The following is a 16,227-nucleotide window of genomic DNA, read 5'->3' on the forward strand; positions in this document are numbered from 1 at the left end:
CCGATGATCTCACCGGACGGATCGGCCGGGCGTCACTTGGTCGGCTGAGCCTTCGAGGTGACGGTGATGGTGCCGGCGGCGATGTCCGCCTTGATCTTGTCGACCTCGGCCTTCAGCTCGGCCGGAACCTTGCTGTCGAAGTCGTGGTACGGGGCGATCGAGACGCCGGTGTTGGCAAGGGTGCCCACGAAGCCCGGCTTGGCCTCCAGCTTCTCGCCACCGGCGGCCTTCACCACGGCCTCCTTGACGGCCTCCGGGATGTTCTTGACGACCGTGGTGACGATCGCCGAGCAGTCCGGGGTGCTCTCGCAGCCGTCGACGTCCACCCAGATGGTGCTGTACTTGCCGCCCGAGGCCTTGGCCGCGGCGGTGGTGCCGAGGCCGGAGCCGCCGGCGACCGGCATGACGATGTCCGCGCCCTGGGCGACCAGCGCGTCGGAGACCTTCTTGCCCTCGTCCTGCTTGGCGAAGTCGTTGGTGAAGGAGCCCTTCTGGGTCTCCTTGTTCCAACCCAGCGCCTGGACGTTCTTGCCCTTGGTCTTGTTGTAGTGCGCCACGCCGTCGACGAAGCCGTCCATGAAGATGGTCACGGGCGGGATCGGCAGGCCGCCGTAGGTGCCCACCTTGCCGGTCTTGCTCATCCCGGCGGCGAGGTAGCCGGCCTGGAACGCGGCCTGGGCGGTGTCGAACTGCATCGGGTAGACGTTCGCGTCACCCGGGTTCGCGTCGACGATGCCGAACTGCTGGTTCGGGTGCGCCTTGGCGATCTTCGAGGTGGCGTCGCCCATCAGGCCACCGACGGCCAGGATGAAGTCGCACTTCTGGTTGACGTACTGCGTCAGGTTCGGCTCGTAGTCGGCCTCGGCCTTCGACGCGACGTACTTGATGTCGATGTTGTCGTTGGCGGCCTTGGCCTCCTGCAGACCCTTCCAGGCCGAGGTGTTGAACGACTTGTCGTCGATGCCGCCGACGTCGGTCACCATGCAGGCGCTGAACTTCTTGGCGCCACTGCCGGCGTTGTTGTCATCATCGGGGGCCTCGCCACAAGCGGCGGCCGTGAGCAGAAGCCCACCCGCCGCGAAGATCGAGGCGATCCGCATCCCACGCACCGAGCGCAAGACGTCTCCTTCCCATTGCACACCGCGCCTAGTGCGGTGGCAGCCCATCAGCCGACCTGCGGGTGTGCCGCCGGCTGTCCCACGTTACGGACGGGAGCGTACGCCCGCGCCCACCCACCGGCCGACAATCGTGCACGACTGTTGAGCGCCTGTTACCCGGGTGTAACCCTTGGGTGGGCCAAATCACTGTTAGTGCTGGTAGGTGAGCGCCGGGCGTCCCGAACGTCCGGTTCGCGGAGGGCTGACCCCCCGCCCGGGCGCTACCGCCAGAAGACCGCCACCGCCGCGTTGACCAGGGTCAGGCCGACGATCGCGAGGAAGTGGCCGCGGTTGACCACGTCCCGCTTCCGGGAGAAGAAGACCATGACGAAGATCAGCAGCGCGATGACCAACTTCGTCACAAGTTTCGCCGGGTCCGGCTCGGCGTCACCGCCGCCGCGCAGAGGCGCGGAGAGCCCGAGGCCGGTGAGCAACTGGATCACCGCGCCCCAGAGCATGGCGGCGTTGATCCGCAGCTTGCCGCTGACGTACTGGGCGATCGCGCCGCCGAGCAGCAGGGCGAAGCCCACCAGATGGACGTAGAGGAGAATCAGTCTCAGTGCTTCCACGCCGCCCATCCTCCCCTATCAACGACAGTTTGTAGTAGTGGGGTCGGCCGGTCGGCGCGTCGTGGGCTCATCCCTTGACGGCGCCGCTGGTGAGACCGGAGACGATGAAGCGCTGGAGGAACTGGAACACCAGCACCGTGGGGATCGCGGTGAGCAGGGTGCCAGCGGCGAAGATGCCGAAGTTGGTGTTCCGCTCGCCGCCCTGCAACATGCCCCGCATGCCGACCGCGAGGGTCTTCGCGTCGGTGTCGGTGAGGAAGACACTCGCCATCAGGAACTCGTTGATCGTGTTGATGAAGGCGAGCAGCCCCGTCACCGCGAGGATCGGCGCCACCAGCGGCAGCAGGATCCGGAAGAAGACCTGTGCGTGCGAGGCGCCGTCCATGGTTGCCGACTCGTCCAACTCCCGGGGCAACGTATCGAAGAAGCCCTTCATCAGCCAGGTGTTCACGCCCAGCGCGCCACCCATGTAGAGCAGCATCAGGCCCCACGAGGTGTTGAAGCCGATGGCCGGCCACAGGTCCGTGATCGAGCCGAAGATCAGGAAGATCGCCACGATCGCCAGGAACTGCGGGAACATCTGGATCAACAGCAGCGACAGCAACCCCACCCGCCGCCCCCTGAACCGCATCCGGGAGAAGGCGTACGCCGCGAGCGCGGAGAGCAGGATCGAGGCGAACGAGGCGCCCCCGGCGATGAGCAGTGAGTTCAGGAACCAGTTGGCGAACCCGGTTCGCGCGAACAGGTCCCCGAAGTTCCCGAACGACACCCCGCCGGTCGGCACCAACTCGGTCGAGGAGAGGGTGCCGAGCGGGTTGAGCGCCGCCGAGACGACGAACACGAGCGGGAAGAGACTGAACAGCACGCCGAGCAGGCCGACCAGGTGCCGCCAGCCGACCTGGGCGAACCAGCGGTTCCTCCGCCTCCCCGCGGTACGGTCGACCGCCGTCGGGCGGCCCGCGCCGGTGAGTGTGGTCACGAGTACACCTCCTCCTGTTGGCGGGTCCGCCGGAAGCTGACCGCCGAGACCACCGCGACGATGGCGAAGATGAACAGCGAGATCGCCGCGGCGAAGCCGAACTGCGCGGCCTGCCCACCGAACGCCAGCCGGTAGGTGTAGGTGATCAGCAGGTCGGTGGCGCCGTTGGTGGGGTTGTCCGCCGGGAACGGCGCGCCCTCGGTGGTCAGGTAGATGGCGTTGAAGTTGTTGAAGTTGAACGCGAACGACGAGATCAGCAGCGGTGAGAGCGCGACAAGCAGCAGCGGCAGGGTGACCGCCCGGAACGACTGCCAGGGTGACGCCCCGTCCACCGAGGTGGCCTCGGTCAGCTCCCGCGGGATGGCCTGGAGCGCGCCGGTGGCCACCAGGAACATGTACGGGTAGCCGAGCCAGAGCTGCACCAGGATCACCGCCGCGCGGGCCGACCATTCCTGCCCGAACCAGTCGACGCCCAACCCGAACAGGTTGTTGATCAGCCCGAAGTCCGTGTTGAACATGTCCCGCCAGACCAGCAGCATCGCGAAGGACGGCATGGCGTACGGCAGGATCAGCAACATCCGGTAGAGGTTGGTGCCCCGCATCCGGGGCGAGTGCAGCGCGAGCGCGATAAGCATGCCGAGGATGAACGTGCCGCCGGTGGAACCGATCGCGAAGGCGAAGTTCCAGATCAGCGTGGCGAGGAACGGCCCGGAGATCCGCTCGTCGGTGAGCACCCGGGTGAAGTTGGACAGGCCGACGTTCACCTTCCAGCCCTGGGCCAGGCGTTCACCGTCGGCGGCGACGAACGCGCCGACCTCGCCGTCCGCCGTCCAGGTCTTACCGCTGTCGCTGTCGGAGACACAGTCACAGCCCGCGTCGTACGCCCGCACGGCTTTGCCCTCGTACACCCGGGACAGGCCGGAGGAGCGCAGCGCGCCGCCGGCGGTCGGCACCACCAGGTCGGTGATGTCCTTGCTGCGGGCGCTGGCCTGGCCGATGGTCAGCACTGTGTAGCCGTCGGCGGCGGTGACCTTCCCGCCGGGGGCGACGGTGACCGCGCCGGCGTCGAGCGGGCGCAGGCCCCGGGTGTCGCCGACGGAGACCGTGTTGGTCTGCGGGTCGGAGACCAGGAAGACCAGGGCGCCGGTGGCGGGGTCACCCTTGGTTGCCACGGACATCGGGAACTGGGCGGAGCCCGGGACCTGCTTGACCGAGGAACTCTGGATCGCGACGATCGCGTCGTCCTTGCTGCCGCGGTGGCCGTCGCCGTAGTTGGTGAATGCCGTGCTCGCGGTGTAGAGCACAGGCACGACCTGGAACGCGATCAGGAAGAGCGTGCCCGGTACGAGGTATTTCGCCGGCACGTGGCGACGACCCAGGTACAGGTAGAACAGCGCACCGGTGGTCAGCACCAGCACCGCCAACCAGACCCACTTCTCGGCCTCCACGAGCGGGAAGGCCGCCCAGATCGCGATGCCGGCCACCAGGCCGAGCAGGACCACCTTCGCGGCGAGGCCGGCCGCGGTGATCGGCGCGTGGTTCCGCGCGGAACGGGACGTGCGCGGGGACCCGGTGCCCACGGGCCCCCGGCCCGGGGCCTGCTGGGCAGACCCCGGGCCGGACAACGGTGTGCTCATTACTTGATCGAGCCGGCGATCGTCTTGCCGGCCGCGGTGACCGTGCTGGCCGGGTCGGCGCCGCCGATGACGGCGGCCTCGGCCTTACCGAAGGGGTCCCAGATCGCGGCCATGGCCGGGATGGCCGGAAGCACCTGGCCGTCCTTGCCCGCCTCGATGAACTTGGCCAGGTCCGGGTCGCTGCCCTTGACCTGGTCCAGCGCGGCGGTCAGCGCTGGCGGGCGCGGGTCGGCCTGGTAGAGCGCCACGGCCAGCTCCGGCTTGGCGACGTAGTTGACGACGAACTCCTGGGCGAGAGCCTTGTTCTTGCCCTTGGCGGCCACGTAGAAGGACTGCACGCCCACGAACGGCGCGGCCGCCTTGCCACCGGCGAAGCCGGGAACGGCGGAGACGTCGTACGTGATGCCGGCCTTCTTGACGTCGGCGACCGCCCACGGGCCGGAGACCAGGTACGCGCACTTCTTGCCGGTGAAGGTGGCGGTCGAGTTGGTGTCGGCGATCGAGCGCTTCAGCACGCCCTCGCCCTTCTCGCCGAGCGCGGCGATCTTCTTGAACGCCTCGATCGACTCCGGCTTGCCCACGCCCAGGTCCTTCGGGTCGTAGTCGCCGTTCGCGGTGGTGCCGAAGAGGTAACCGCCGGCCGAGGCGTACAGCGGGTAGATGTGGTACGCGTCGCCCTTCTGGCCGACCTGGAGGCACAGCGTCTCGGTGACCTTCTTCTGCGCCTTGAGCTGCTTGCCGGTGGCGACCAGGTCCTCAATGGTCTTCGGCGCCTCGGGGGCCAGCTCGGTGTTGCGGATCAGCGCCAGGTTCTCCTGCGCGTACGGCACGCCGTAGAGCTGGCCGTTGAAGGTGACGGCCTTGATGGCGGTCTCGTTGAAGGCGGCCTTCTGCTCGTCGGGCAGCTGCACCGGGTCGATGGCGCCGTTCTGGACCAGGTTGCCGATCCAGTCGTGGGCGCCGATCACCACGTCCGGGCCACCGCCCTGGCTGGACACGGTCACGAAGTTGTTCTGGAGGTCCTCGTTCGGGACGGCCTGGACCTCGACGGTGACGCCGTTCTCCTGGCCGAACTTCTCGGCGAACGGCTTGAGGGCCGCGGTCCGCTTGTCGTCCGCCCAGATGACCAGTTTGCCGCCGGCGGCCTTGGGGGACTCCTTCGCGGCCGGCTCGTCGCTGTCGCCACAGCCGGAGGCGGCGAGCGCCAGGGCGAAGAGGGCGACCACACCCGCGGTACGGATGCGCATCGGTACTCCTGTCGTCATGGCGGGTCCGCCCGGGGGAAGGGCGGCCCGCCGTGGAATGCTGGAATTTCTTGCCACCGGCGCAGACGTGCTGCGCCGCAGCTTGCGTATGTTGCGGGGACGTTAGCAAGACGTTGCAGATAATGGAAGCGCTTGCAAAGGTCACCGCAAGAACTTGCCCGTGGGCTAAAGTGCCGCCATGCGCGCTCGACTGTCCGACATCGCCCAACAGGCCGAAGTCAGCGAGGCCACGGTGTCGCGGGTGCTCAACGACCGCCCCGGCGTAGCCCCGGAGACCCGACAGGCCGTCCTCACCGCCCTCGACGTTCTCGGCTACGAGCGCCCGGCCCGGCTGCGCAAGCGCAGCGCCGGGCTGGTCGGCCTGGTCGTGCCGGAGCTGGACAATCCGATCTTCCCCGCCTTCGCGCAGGTCATCGAATCGACCCTGGCGCAGAGTGGGTTCACACCTGTGCTGTGCACCCAGACCGCAGGTGGCGTCACCGAGGACGAGTACGTGGAGATGCTGTTGGACCGGCAGGTCTCCGGCATCGTCTTCGTCTCCGGCCTGCACGCCGACACCGCCGCCAACCACGACCGCTACCGGGCGCTGATCGCCCGCCCGCTGCCGGTCGTGATGATCAACGGGTACGTGCCGGGCATCGGCGCGCCCTTCGTCTCCTGCGACGACCGCGAGGCCGCCGAACTGGCCGTGGCCCACCTCGTCGCACTCGGCCACCGGCGGATCGGCCTGATCACCGGCCCGGACCGGTTCGTCCCGGTGCGGCGCAAGGTGGCCGGTTGGCGTGCGGCGATGACCCGGCTGGCCGGCGTGGCCGAGGCCGACCTGGGCCCGCTCGCCGAGCTGTCACTGTTCGGTGTGGAGGGTGGCGAGGCGGCTGCCGGCCGCCTGCTCGACCGTGGCGTCACCGCGGTGGTCTGCGGTTCGGACCTGATGGCGCTCGGCGCGGTCCGGGCGGCCCGGCAGCGCGGCCTGACCGTTCCGGGTGACCTCTCCGTGCTCGGGTACGACGACTCGCCGTTGATGGCCTTCACCGACCCGCCGCTGACCACCATGCGCCAGCCGGTGACCGCGATGGCTGTCGCGGCGGTCCGGGCCCTGGTGGACGAGATCAACGGGCACGGCGCCCCGCACTCGGAGTACCTGTTCCGCCCGGAGCTGGTGGTGCGCGGTTCGACGGCTGTCGCCCCGGCTGCTGTGCGATTCCCTTACGCAAGATCTGCTTGACTCTTGCAGGGCGCGGCCGGCATATTGCTCAGACAGTCGCGCCCAAGCACGAGACAGACGGGGAACGTCAACCGATGACCGCAAGCACCGCCACCCCGACCCACCCCGCCGACGACTGGTGGCGCGCCGCGGTCGTCTACCAGGTGTACGTCCGCAGCTTCGCCGACAGTGACGGCGACGGCGTCGGCGACCTCCAGGGGATCCGGCAACGCCTGCCGTACCTGCACGACCTCGGGGTGGACGCGCTCTGGTTGACCCCGTTCTACACGTCCCCCATGGTCGACGGCGGCTACGACGTCGCCGACTACCGCGACGTCGACCCGATGTTCGGTACGCTCGCCGACTTCGACGCGATGATCGCCGACGCGCACGCCCTCGGCCTGCGGATCATCGTCGACCTGGTGCCCAACCACACGTCCAGCGCGCACCGCTGGTTCGTCGACGCCCTCGCCGCCGGCCCGGGCTCACCGGAGCGGGCCCGCTACCTGTTCGCCGACGGTCGGGGCGAGCGGGGGGAGCTGCCGCCGAACGACTGGGAGAGCATCTTCGGCGGCCCGGCCTGGACCCGCGTCGCCGACGGCCAGTGGTATCTGCACCTGTTCGACCCGGCCCAGCCGGACCTCAACTGGCGTCATCAGGAGGTCCGCGCCGAGTTCGAGGACGTGCTGCGGTTCTGGCTCGACCGGGGCGTGGACGGCTTCCGCATCGACGTCGCCCACGGCATGATCAAGGCCGAGGGGCTGCCGGACGTCGGCTTCAGCACGATGACCACCGGCCAGCGTCAGGTCGAACTGCTCGGCAAGGGCCGCCTGCCCTACTTCGACCAGGACGAGGTGCACGAGATCTACCGTGCCTGGCGGCCCATCCTGGACAGCTACCCCGGCGGCCGGATGGCGGTGGCCGAGGCGTGGGCCGAGACCCCGCAGCGGCTCGCCCGCTACATCGGCCCGGACGAGCTGCACCAGGCGTTCAGCTTCGACTTCCTGGACGCCACCTGGTCGGCCGACTCGTTCCGCAAGGTGATCGACACCGCGCTGGCTGAGGCGACAGTGGTCGGCGCACCCACCACCTGGGTGCTGTCCAACCACGACAAGCAGCGCCACGTCACCCGCTACGGCGACGGGGCCGAGGGTCTGCGCCGGGCCCGCGCGGCCAGCCTGCTGATGCTCGCCCTGCCCGGCTGCGCCTACCTCTACCAGGGTGAGGAGCTGGGCCTTCCCGAGGTGCTCGACCTGCCCGACGAACTGCGCCAGGACCCGGCGTTCCTGCGCACCGGCGAGAGCCGCGACGGCTGTCGGGTGCCCATCCCGTGGACCGGCGAGCTGGCGCCGTACGGCTTCGGCCCGGCCGGCAGCGAGTTGAGCTGGCTGCCCGCCCCCGCCACCTGGCGGGCGCTGTCCGTCGCCGCGCAGACCGGCGTGCCCGGCTCGACGCTGGAGCTGTACCGGACCGCGCTGCGGATCCGCCGCGACCATCCGGCGCTCGCCTCCGACGCCGGTGGGGTCACCTGGCTGGAGACCGGCCCCGGCGTGCTCGCCTTCTCCCGCGCCAACGGCGAAGCGGTGCTGACCTGCGTGGTCAACCTCAGCGGAGCGCCGGTCCTGATCGACGGGTACGGCCAGCCGGTCGTCGCCAGCGACACGCTCACCGGGCAGGGCTCCGGCCATCTGCTCGGAGTTGACGCCGCCGCCTGGTTGGAACGCCGCTGAGCGGGTAACCCGTTCTCGACCTGGTCGTCCGTCGTGCCCCGCGCCAACGGGCGACTGGGCTACCGGCCCCTTGTGGTGGGGGGTGAGGTGGCGCCGGCGCCACGCGGAGTTGACTCCGCGCGGCGCCGGTGTCCGTCTGCGCCGACGTGTGCGGCGGCGCCGCCGTGGGTACCGCACCGGGCACCGACGCTCCGGAGGTGACCCATGGCGGTACGCGTGGCACAGTGCACGATCGACGTCGAGGACCTGGACCTGATGGTCGCGTTCTGGTCGGCGGCACTCGGCTACGAGGTCGAACAGGGCGACGACGGCAGCGCCAAGCTGTGGCCGTCGGGGCAGCCGTCCGGGCCCGCGCCCACCATCTGGTTGCAGGGCTCCGGCACCTCCAAGCGGGGCAAGAACCGTCTGCACCTCGACCTGGTCGCCGACGACGACCCGCAGACCGAGGTACGACGCCTCGTCGACCTCGGCGCACGGCACGTCGACGTCGGGCAGACCGGCACCGAGGGGTTCACCGTCCTCGCCGACCCCGAGGGCAACGAGTTCTGCGTGCTGGACGGCCCGCCGACCCGCTGAGCAGGCGCGTCACTTCGCGGTGAGCAGCGCCGCGATCCGGGTGAAGCCCTCGCGTACCTCGGCCTCGTCCGGCGGTTCGGCGGGCTCGCCGTGACCCGCCTCGTCGGCGGCGGCGTCCAACTCTTCGTCGATCACGTCCTCGAAGTCGCCGTACAGGTCGGCCCCCTCGACCTGACTGGCCTCGTCCTCGGCGGCGACCTGCGCTGCGGCGATCTCGCTGCGGATCTCGTCGGCGGACAGCGCCGGCAGCAGTGGTTCCACCACCGCCATCAGCTGCTCATCGGCCACCACCGCCTCGGCCAGCGCCAGCGCGTGCGGCCGCTCGTACGGCCCGCAGACCACCGGCTCCCACTCGTCGAGATCGCCGAGCGGGCCGAAGGTGATGATCCACGGAAGCCCGAGCAGCGGCGAGTCGGCCGGCAGGTCAAGTGTCATGAGTGCGCCCACCGGCTCATCATCGCCGCGAACGCGAGCGCCGGACACGGTTTCCCCGCAGGACCGCCCGTCCGGCGACCGATCCGGGGCGGTCAGCCGGGGCGGGCCGCGTCCAGAGCGGCACGGACCAGCGCGAGGGCGGTGGCGGGCGGTACGCCCAGCCGGGCCGCCTCGGCCGCGTAGCCGGCGGCAGCCCGCTGGAGCCGGTCCACCGCGTCGTCCCGGCCCGGAGCGACGAAGGTGCCGTTGCGCCCCCTGGTCTCCAGCAGACCTGCCGTCTCCAGCTCGCGGTACGCCCGGGCCACCGTGTTCGCGGCCAGCCGCAGGTCGGCGGCGAGCTGCCGGACGGTGGGCAGTCGGCTGCCCACCGGTAGCCGACCGTCGCCGATCAACTCGGCGAGTTGCACGCGTACCTGCTCGTACGGGGGCACCGACGAGTCCGGGTCGACCGAGATCAGCACCTGCACACCCTCCGCCATCAGCCCGCGCCGCCCGGCGTACCGGGATCGGTGTCCTCGTCGAGTTTCGCCGCCGGAGCGCCCTCCGCCAGGTCCACCACCCGCCCGTTCGTGCTGGTCGCGAGCAGCGCGGCCCCGAACAACACCAACTGGTTGAGCAGGTAGAGGTAGAGCAGCAGACCGACGGCGCCGGCCACCACCGTGTACGCCGGGTTCCGTTCGGTGCGCACCACGTAGTAGCGGCCCACGGTGTTGAGCAGCGTGATGCCTATCGCGACGAGCAGCACCACCGGCCGCAGTCGGGACCGGCTCATCCGCAGCCGGGGCACCGCGAGCAGCAGGGCGGTGGCGAGCACCGCGTTGACCAGCACGCTGAGCACCGCGCTGACAGTGGTCAGCCCCACCGATCCGGTGCTGCGCAGTAGGAAGCGCAGCAGCGATTCCAGCGCGTCCACGGCCGCCACCGAGACGCCCAGGAGCACGAAGACGCCGATCATCACCCCGAGGTCGACAAGCCGTCGGATCACCAGGTTGCCGGGCTGCTGGTTGAGCGCGTACATCAGTCGCTGCGAGGAGCGGATCGCCTCCACCCAGCCGATCCCGGTGAAGACCAGGATGACCAGACCCACCACGCCCACCGTGCCGCTGGAGTTGGCGATCTGCTGCGCGTCGAGGAACGGCAGGTTCTCCTTGAGGAAGCCGGCAGCCGCCGCGCTCACCTCGTCGTTGTCCTCAAGGATCGCGCCGAAGATCGAGTACGCGACCAGGGCGAGGGCGAACACCGCGAAGAAGCCGTAGTAGGCGATCGCCGCCGCCAGCCGCCCGGCCAGCACCTCGCCGTAGAGCGTTCCGGCCCGCCACAGGTGGTCGAAGAGACCGGAGCGGCCACGCGCGGCACTCACCCAGCGGTCGATGCCCGCCTCGATCTGGCCGATCACGTTCACGCGATCATCCTCGCCGATCTTTCACCGCCGTAGTGGCAACCCGGCTTGCGATGCTCGCCGACCGGCGCGTCGCCGGCCGGTCAGTCGCCGAGCCGGAAGTCCCGACGCGGCTGCCACCGGGCCTGCCCGCTGTGCGAGAAGAGGGTGAACGCCTCGACCTCGAACATCGCCGAGAAGTCGGCAAGATCCTCGTACGCCTTGTCCAGTGCCTCGGGCGCGACGTCCTGCGCGACGGTGACGTGCGGATGGTACGGGAAGCGGGTCTGACGGTGCAGGCCCGGCGCGGCGGCGATGGCCGCGGCCAGCAGCTCGCACTCGCTGATCCCGGCGGCCACCGCGACGAAGACCACCTGCGTCACCGGACGGAACGTGCCGGTGCCCCGCAGGTGCAGCGCGAACGGCAGGTGCGCGGCGGCGACGGCGGCCAGGTGTTGCTCGATGGCGGGCAGGTTGGCCGTCGGGATCTCGGTCGGCCCGAGCAGCGTCACGTGCGCGGGCACCGCGAGCGGGTCACCTGCCTCGATCCGTCGCCGGGTGAGCTGGCCGCCCCACGGCTCCGGGATGTCCACCGCGATGCCGATCTGGATGGTGTCGCCGGCGGGCGGCACCCCGCCACTGCGATCCACGCTCCGCGCCGCCTTCTCGGCCACCGACCCGCCCCCACCTGTCCCGCGGCGCTATTCGCCGCGCACCGGCGGGAAGAAACCGACCCGCTCGTACGCGGACCGCAGCGTCGGCCCGGCCACCGCCCGTGCCTTCTCGGCGCCGGCGGCGAGCAGCTTGTCCAGCTGCGCCGGGTCGTCCAGGTACGTGCGGGTGCGCTCCTGGATCGGGCGGACGAACTCCGCCACCACCTCGGCCAGCTCCTTCTTGAGGTCGCCGTAACCGCGACCGGCGTACGCGGCCACCAGCTCGTCGATGCCGCGACCGCTGAGCGCGGAGTGGATGGTCAGCAGGTTGGATACGCCGGGCTTGGTCTCGGTGTCGAAGACGATCTCCCGGCCGGTGTCGGTCACCGCCGAGCGGATCTTCTTGGCCGAACGGGCCGGGTCGTCCAACAGGTCGATGATGCCGGCCGGCGAGGACGACGACTTGGACATCTTCGCCGTCGGCTCCTGCAGGTCGGTGATCTTCGCGGTGTCCTTGACGATGTGCGGCGCCGGCACCGTGAACGTCGTACCGAACAGCGAGTTGAACCGCTGGGCCAGATCCCGGGAGAGTTCCAGGTGCTGGCGCTGGTCCTCGCCGACCGGCACCGCGTTGGCCTGGTAGAGCAGGATGTCGGCGGCCTGCAGGATCGGGTAGGTGAAGAGCCCGACGCTGGCCCGCTCGTTGCCCTGCTTCTGCGACTTGTCCTTGAACTGCGTCATCCGGCTGGCCTCGCCGAAGCCGGTGATGCAGCCGAGCACCCAGGCCAGCTGCGGGTGCTCGGGCACCTGCGACTGCACGAACAGGGTGCTGCGCTCCGGGTCCAGACCGACCGCGAAGAGTTGCGCGGCCGCCACCCTGGTCCGCTGCCGCAGCACCGCCGGGTCGTGCCCAGCGGTGATGGCGTGCAGGTCCACCACGCAGTAGAACGCGTCGTGGGTCTCCTGAAGGGCCACCCAGTGCCGTACCGCCCCGAGGTAGTTGCCGAGGTGGAACGAGTCGGCCGTCGGCTGGATGCCGGAGAAGACGCGGGGACGGGCGGGTACGTCGGACATGGCGATAATTCTGTCAGCAAGCAACCCGGTCCGTCATGACGGGCCGGCGGGTCGGCCCCGGCCCGCCGGTGCGGGGGCGTTGACCTCGTACGGCTCCCCCGCGTCCTCCCGGCGGGTCGGCCGGGCCGGGGCGCGGCCCCGCTGCCCCGCCACCGGATCCCGAGGGTTCCCGCCGACGACGTCCTGCCGCTGCTCCACGGTCCGCACGGCGGCGACCGCGAGACGGGCCACCCGCCGTCCGTCCAACGCCAGCACCCGCAGCGACCAGCCGCCGGGCGGGTCGGGAGCACCCGCGTCGACCGGCTCAGCGGGCACCGGCACCTCGTCTCCGGTGACCGGCAGCCGCCCCAGCGCGGCCATCACGAAGCCACCCACCGTCTCGTACGGCCCGGCGGGCAGCACCACACCGGTCCGCTCGGCGAAGTCGGACAGGTTGAGTCGTCCGTCCACCACGGCGGGCAGACCGGGGTGCACCGGGTCGGGGGCGGCGTCGTACTCGTCGTGGATCTCGCCGATCAGTTCCTCGATCAGGTCCTCCAGGGTGACGATCCCGGCCGTGCCGCCGTACTCGTCGACCACCACGGCCAGGTGCTGGCCCTCGCGGCGCATCTCGGTGAGCGCGGCAAGCACCCGTTTGCTGCCGGGCAGCCGCTTCACCTCGCGGCTCAGCTCGCCGACAGTGGCGCACCTGTCGACGTCCGGGCGCAGCAGCAGGTCGCGCAGGTGCACGAAGCCCACCACGTCGTCGTGGGTGCCGTCGGTGACCGGATAGCGGGTGTGCGTCTCGGCGCGGACGATCCGGGCGGCCTCGGCGATGGTCAGTCGGGCGGGGAGGAAGACCACTTCGGTGCGGGGCATCATCACCTCGCGGACGAGGCTGGCGCCGGCAACCAGGACCTCGTCGATGATCCGCCGCTCGTCCGGGTCGAGCACGGTGTTCGCCGCCACCAGGTCCCGCAGTTCGTCTTCGGTGATGCGTTCCCGGCCGGCCGCCGGGCCGGCGCCGAGCAGGTCGGTGACAAGGCGGCTGGCGCCGTCGGCGGTACGGACCAGCACCCGGGCGACTGCCCGCGCGAGCGGGCCGGGGTCGCGGCGGGGCCGCCCCCGCGCGCGTCGCCGGAGCCCGGCACGGGCCGCTTCCCGCATGACAGAGATGGTAGACACCGGCGGCCCACTCCACCGGGATTGTGCGAGTCTGTTCGATCGTGAAGGATTATGATGGAATGGTGCTGGCGGCACGCTCGTTCGAGGTGTCCGCCGCAGCCGTAGGGTGATCACCGAAGGGCCAGCCCCGGGCGGGGTCGAATCAGGAGGCAACGACGTGAAACTGCTCGTCACCGGGGGCGCCGGCTTCATCGGCAGCGTGGTGACCCGGATGCTGCTGGACGCGGGGCACGACGTCGTCGTCCTGGACGACCTGCGTACCGGCCACCGCGAGGCACTCGCCCCCGACGCCACCCATGTCGAGGCGTCCATCCACGACGCCGCACGGATCGTCACCCCCGAGGCCGGCTTCGACGGCGTGCTGCACTTCGCCGCCCTGATCGCCGCCGGCGAGTCGATGGTCAAGCCCGAGCTGTACTGGCAGAACAACACAGTCGGCACGCTCGCCCTGATCGACGCCGTACGGGCTGCCCGGGTGCCCAGGATGGTCTTCTCCTCCACCGCCGCCGTCTACGGCAACCCCACCGAACTGCCCATCCCGGAAACCGCAGTCAAGGCGCCCACCAACACGTACGGCGCCACGAAACTCGCCGCCGACATGGCGCTCACCTCCGAGGCGGTCGCGCACGGGCTGGCCGCGGTCTCGCTGCGCTACTTCAACGTGGCCGGGGCGTACCTCGACGGCACCGTCCCACTCGGCGAACGGCACGACCCGGAGACACACCTGATCCCGATCGCGCTGGAGGTCGCGGCCGGCCGGCGCGAGAAGCTCCAGCTCTTCGGCGACGACTACCCCACTGTGGACGGCACCTGCGTCCGCGACTACATCCACGTCGCCGACCTGGCCCGCGCCCACCTGCTGGCGTTGGACGCCGCCACCGCCGGCCAGCACCGGATCTACAACCTGGGCAACGGCAACGGCTTCACCAACCGCCAGGTCGTCGACGTGGTCCGCGAGGTCACCGGGCAACCCCTGCCGGTCGAGGTGGCCCCACGCCGCGAGGGCGACCCGGCCGAGCTGGTCGCCTCCTCCGCGCTGGCCCGCGACGAACTGGGCTGGGTGCCGCAGAAGCCGACCCTGCACGACATGGTCGGCGACGCCTGGGCCTTCTACCGCGCGCACGTCCTGGAGCAGCCGCCAACCGAGGAGGCACCGTGACAAACCCCACCGGCGACGTCGCCGCACGGGCCGCCGAGGGTTTCACCAGCCGGTACGGCGGCGACGCGGCCGGCCGCTGGGCGGCCCCCGGCCGGGTCAACCTGATCGGCGAGCACACCGACTACAACGACGGGTTCGTGCTGCCCTTCGCGCTGCCGCTGCGGACCGTCGTCGCCGCCGACCGGCAGGACGGCGAGCAGTGGACGGTCTGGTCCGAGCTGTCCGACGAGACGATCACCTTCGGCGCCGACGACGTGGCCGAGCCGGGTCGGGTCACCGGCTGGGGCGCGTACGTCGCCGGGGTGGTCTGGGCGATGCGCGACGCCGGCCACGCCGTCCCCGGTGCCCGCCTGGCGATCGCGTCCGACGTGCCGCTGGGCTCGGGCCTGTCGTCCTCGGCCGCCCTGGAGTCGGCAGTCCTCACCGCCCTGCTCGACCTCGGTGGGCTGGACCTGCCCGCCGAGCGACTGCCACGGCTGGCGCAGCGGGCCGAGAACGTCTACGTCGGCGCCCCGACCGGGATCATGGACCAGTCCGCGTCGATCCGCTGCCGGGCCGGGCACGCGCTCTTCCTCGACTGCCGCGACGAGTCCGTCGAGCAGATCCCCTTCGACCTGGACGCCGCCGGCCTGGCCGTGCTCGTCGTCGACAGTCGGGCGCCACACCGGCACGCCGACGGCGAGTACGCGGCCCGTCGCCGGTCCTGCGAGGCGGGTGCGAAGGCGCTCGGCGTAGCCGCGCTGCGGGACGTGTCAGTCGACCAGCTCGACGCCGCGCTGGCCCGGATCGACGACGAGGAGACCCGACGTCGCGTCCGGCACGTGGTCACCGAGGACCAGCGGGTGCTGGACACTGTGGCGCTGCTGCGCGCCGGCCGCGTACGGGACATCGGCCCGCTGCTCACCGCCTCGCACGTCTCGATGCGCGACGACTTCGAGATCACCGTGCCCGAGATCGACACCGCGGTCGAGGCGGCGCTGGCGGCAGGCGCGCTCGGGGCCCGGATGACGGGCGGTGGCTTCGGCGGCTGCGTCCTGGCGCTGGTCGAGACCGACCGGTCCGACGCGGTGGCCGCAGCCGTCACGGCCGCCTACGCCGAGCGGGGCTACACCGCCCCGAACACCCTGACGGTCCTCCCCGCCCCCGGTGCCACCCGCCTCGACTGACCCGTGTTGATCAAGAGGTTCGCGTCAGTCCGAGCCCGGATTCTGACGCAAACCTCTTGATCACCGGCGAGGTCGAGGGTG

16 protein-coding genes are annotated in these 16,227 nt (G+C 70.8%); 5 read left to right on the plus strand and 11 right to left on the minus strand.

Translation table 11 applies throughout. The features are described from left to right. Positions 1-32: 32 nt before the first annotated feature. From AB0N27_RS14000 to AB0N27_RS14020, 5 genes are all read right to left on the minus strand, one after another. Entirely contained in the window at positions 33-1,100 is a 1,068-nt protein-coding gene (locus tag AB0N27_RS14000; RefSeq protein WP_364370700.1) for a BMP family ABC transporter substrate-binding protein, read from the minus strand. A 278-nt stretch (positions 1,101-1,378) separates the two neighbouring features. Continuing rightward, positions 1,379-1,726, minus strand: a complete 348-nt coding sequence (locus AB0N27_RS14005) for a hypothetical protein (RefSeq protein ID WP_364368283.1) — start codon at positions 1,724-1,726, stop codon at positions 1,379-1,381. A gap of 67 nt (positions 1,727-1,793) precedes the next feature. Then, positions 1,794-2,705, minus strand: coding sequence for a sugar ABC transporter permease (locus AB0N27_RS14010; RefSeq protein WP_364368286.1), 912 nt, complete (start codon positions 2,703-2,705; stop codon positions 1,794-1,796). Then, positions 2,702-4,342: an ABC transporter permease subunit gene (locus AB0N27_RS14015; protein WP_364368289.1), complete on the minus strand. Its 1,641-nt coding sequence runs from the start codon at positions 4,340-4,342 to the stop codon at positions 2,702-2,704. Before AB0N27_RS14015 ends, AB0N27_RS14010 begins: the two co-directional genes overlap by 4 nt. Beyond that, positions 4,342-5,589: a maltose ABC transporter substrate-binding protein gene (locus AB0N27_RS14020; RefSeq protein ID WP_364368292.1), complete on the minus strand. Its 1,248-nt coding sequence runs from the start codon at positions 5,587-5,589 to the stop codon at positions 4,342-4,344. The genes AB0N27_RS14015 and AB0N27_RS14020 overlap by 1 nt, the downstream gene beginning before the upstream one ends. Positions 5,590-5,785: 196 nt before the next feature. Here AB0N27_RS14020 and AB0N27_RS14025 point away from each other — a divergent pair, with 196 nt between their 5' ends. The 3 genes from AB0N27_RS14025 (at position 5,786) to AB0N27_RS14035 (ending at position 9,117) form a co-directional block, all read left to right on the plus strand. After that, positions 5,786-6,832, plus strand: coding sequence for a LacI family DNA-binding transcriptional regulator (locus tag AB0N27_RS14025; RefSeq protein WP_364368295.1), 1,047 nt, complete (start codon positions 5,786-5,788; stop codon positions 6,830-6,832). Positions 6,833-6,906: 74 nt separating this feature from the next. Beyond that, positions 6,907-8,541, plus strand: coding sequence for a glycoside hydrolase family 13 protein (locus tag AB0N27_RS14030; protein WP_364368298.1), 1,635 nt, complete (start codon positions 6,907-6,909; stop codon positions 8,539-8,541). Between the two features lie 204 nt (positions 8,542-8,745). Continuing rightward, entirely contained in the window at positions 8,746-9,117 is a 372-nt protein-coding gene (locus AB0N27_RS14035; RefSeq protein WP_364368300.1) for a VOC family protein, read from the plus strand. A 9-nt stretch (positions 9,118-9,126) separates the two neighbouring features. On the opposite strand, the gene AB0N27_RS14040 is transcribed toward AB0N27_RS14035, so the two are convergent. From AB0N27_RS14040 to AB0N27_RS14065, 6 genes are all read right to left on the minus strand, one after another. Next, a complete protein-coding gene (locus tag AB0N27_RS14040) occupies positions 9,127-9,564 on the minus strand; it encodes a hypothetical protein (RefSeq protein WP_364368303.1) in 438 nt (145 codons plus the stop codon). A gap of 80 nt (positions 9,565-9,644) precedes the next feature. Continuing rightward, entirely contained in the window at positions 9,645-10,019 is a 375-nt protein-coding gene (locus AB0N27_RS14045; RefSeq protein WP_139582818.1) for a GntR family transcriptional regulator, read from the minus strand. Between the two features lie 11 nt (positions 10,020-10,030). Beyond that, a complete protein-coding gene (locus AB0N27_RS14050) occupies positions 10,031-10,954 on the minus strand; it encodes a YhjD/YihY/BrkB family envelope integrity protein (RefSeq protein ID WP_364368306.1) in 924 nt (307 codons plus the stop codon). 80 nt (positions 10,955-11,034) lie between these two features. After that, a complete protein-coding gene (locus tag AB0N27_RS14055; RefSeq protein ID WP_364368309.1) occupies positions 11,035-11,604 on the minus strand; it encodes a 2'-5' RNA ligase family protein in 570 nt (189 codons plus the stop codon). A 27-nt stretch (positions 11,605-11,631) separates the two neighbouring features. Then, positions 11,632-12,657, minus strand: coding sequence for a tryptophan--tRNA ligase (gene trpS / locus AB0N27_RS14060; protein WP_364368312.1), 1,026 nt, complete (start codon positions 12,655-12,657; stop codon positions 11,632-11,634). Positions 12,658-12,690: 33 nt separating this feature from the next. Further along, a complete protein-coding gene (locus AB0N27_RS14065) occupies positions 12,691-13,803 on the minus strand; it encodes a hemolysin family protein (RefSeq protein ID WP_364368314.1) in 1,113 nt (370 codons plus the stop codon). Between the two features lie 175 nt (positions 13,804-13,978). Between AB0N27_RS14065 and galE the strand changes: the two genes are divergently transcribed. Next, positions 13,979-14,980 carry a UDP-glucose 4-epimerase GalE gene (gene galE, locus AB0N27_RS14070; protein ID WP_364368317.1) on the plus strand — a complete coding sequence of 334 codons (1,002 nt, stop codon included), beginning with the start codon at positions 13,979-13,981 and terminating at the stop codon, positions 14,978-14,980. After that, positions 14,977-16,146 (plus strand): galactokinase, encoded by a 1,170-nt coding sequence (gene galK, locus AB0N27_RS14075; protein WP_364368320.1) that lies wholly within the window; start codon positions 14,977-14,979, stop codon positions 16,144-16,146. Before galE ends, galK begins: the two co-directional genes overlap by 4 nt. The last annotated feature ends 81 nt before the right edge of the window (positions 16,147-16,227 follow it).

Source organism: Micromonospora sp. NPDC093244, assembly GCF_040683695.1.
Classification (GTDB): Bacteria; Actinomycetota; Actinomycetes; order Mycobacteriales; family Micromonosporaceae; genus Micromonospora.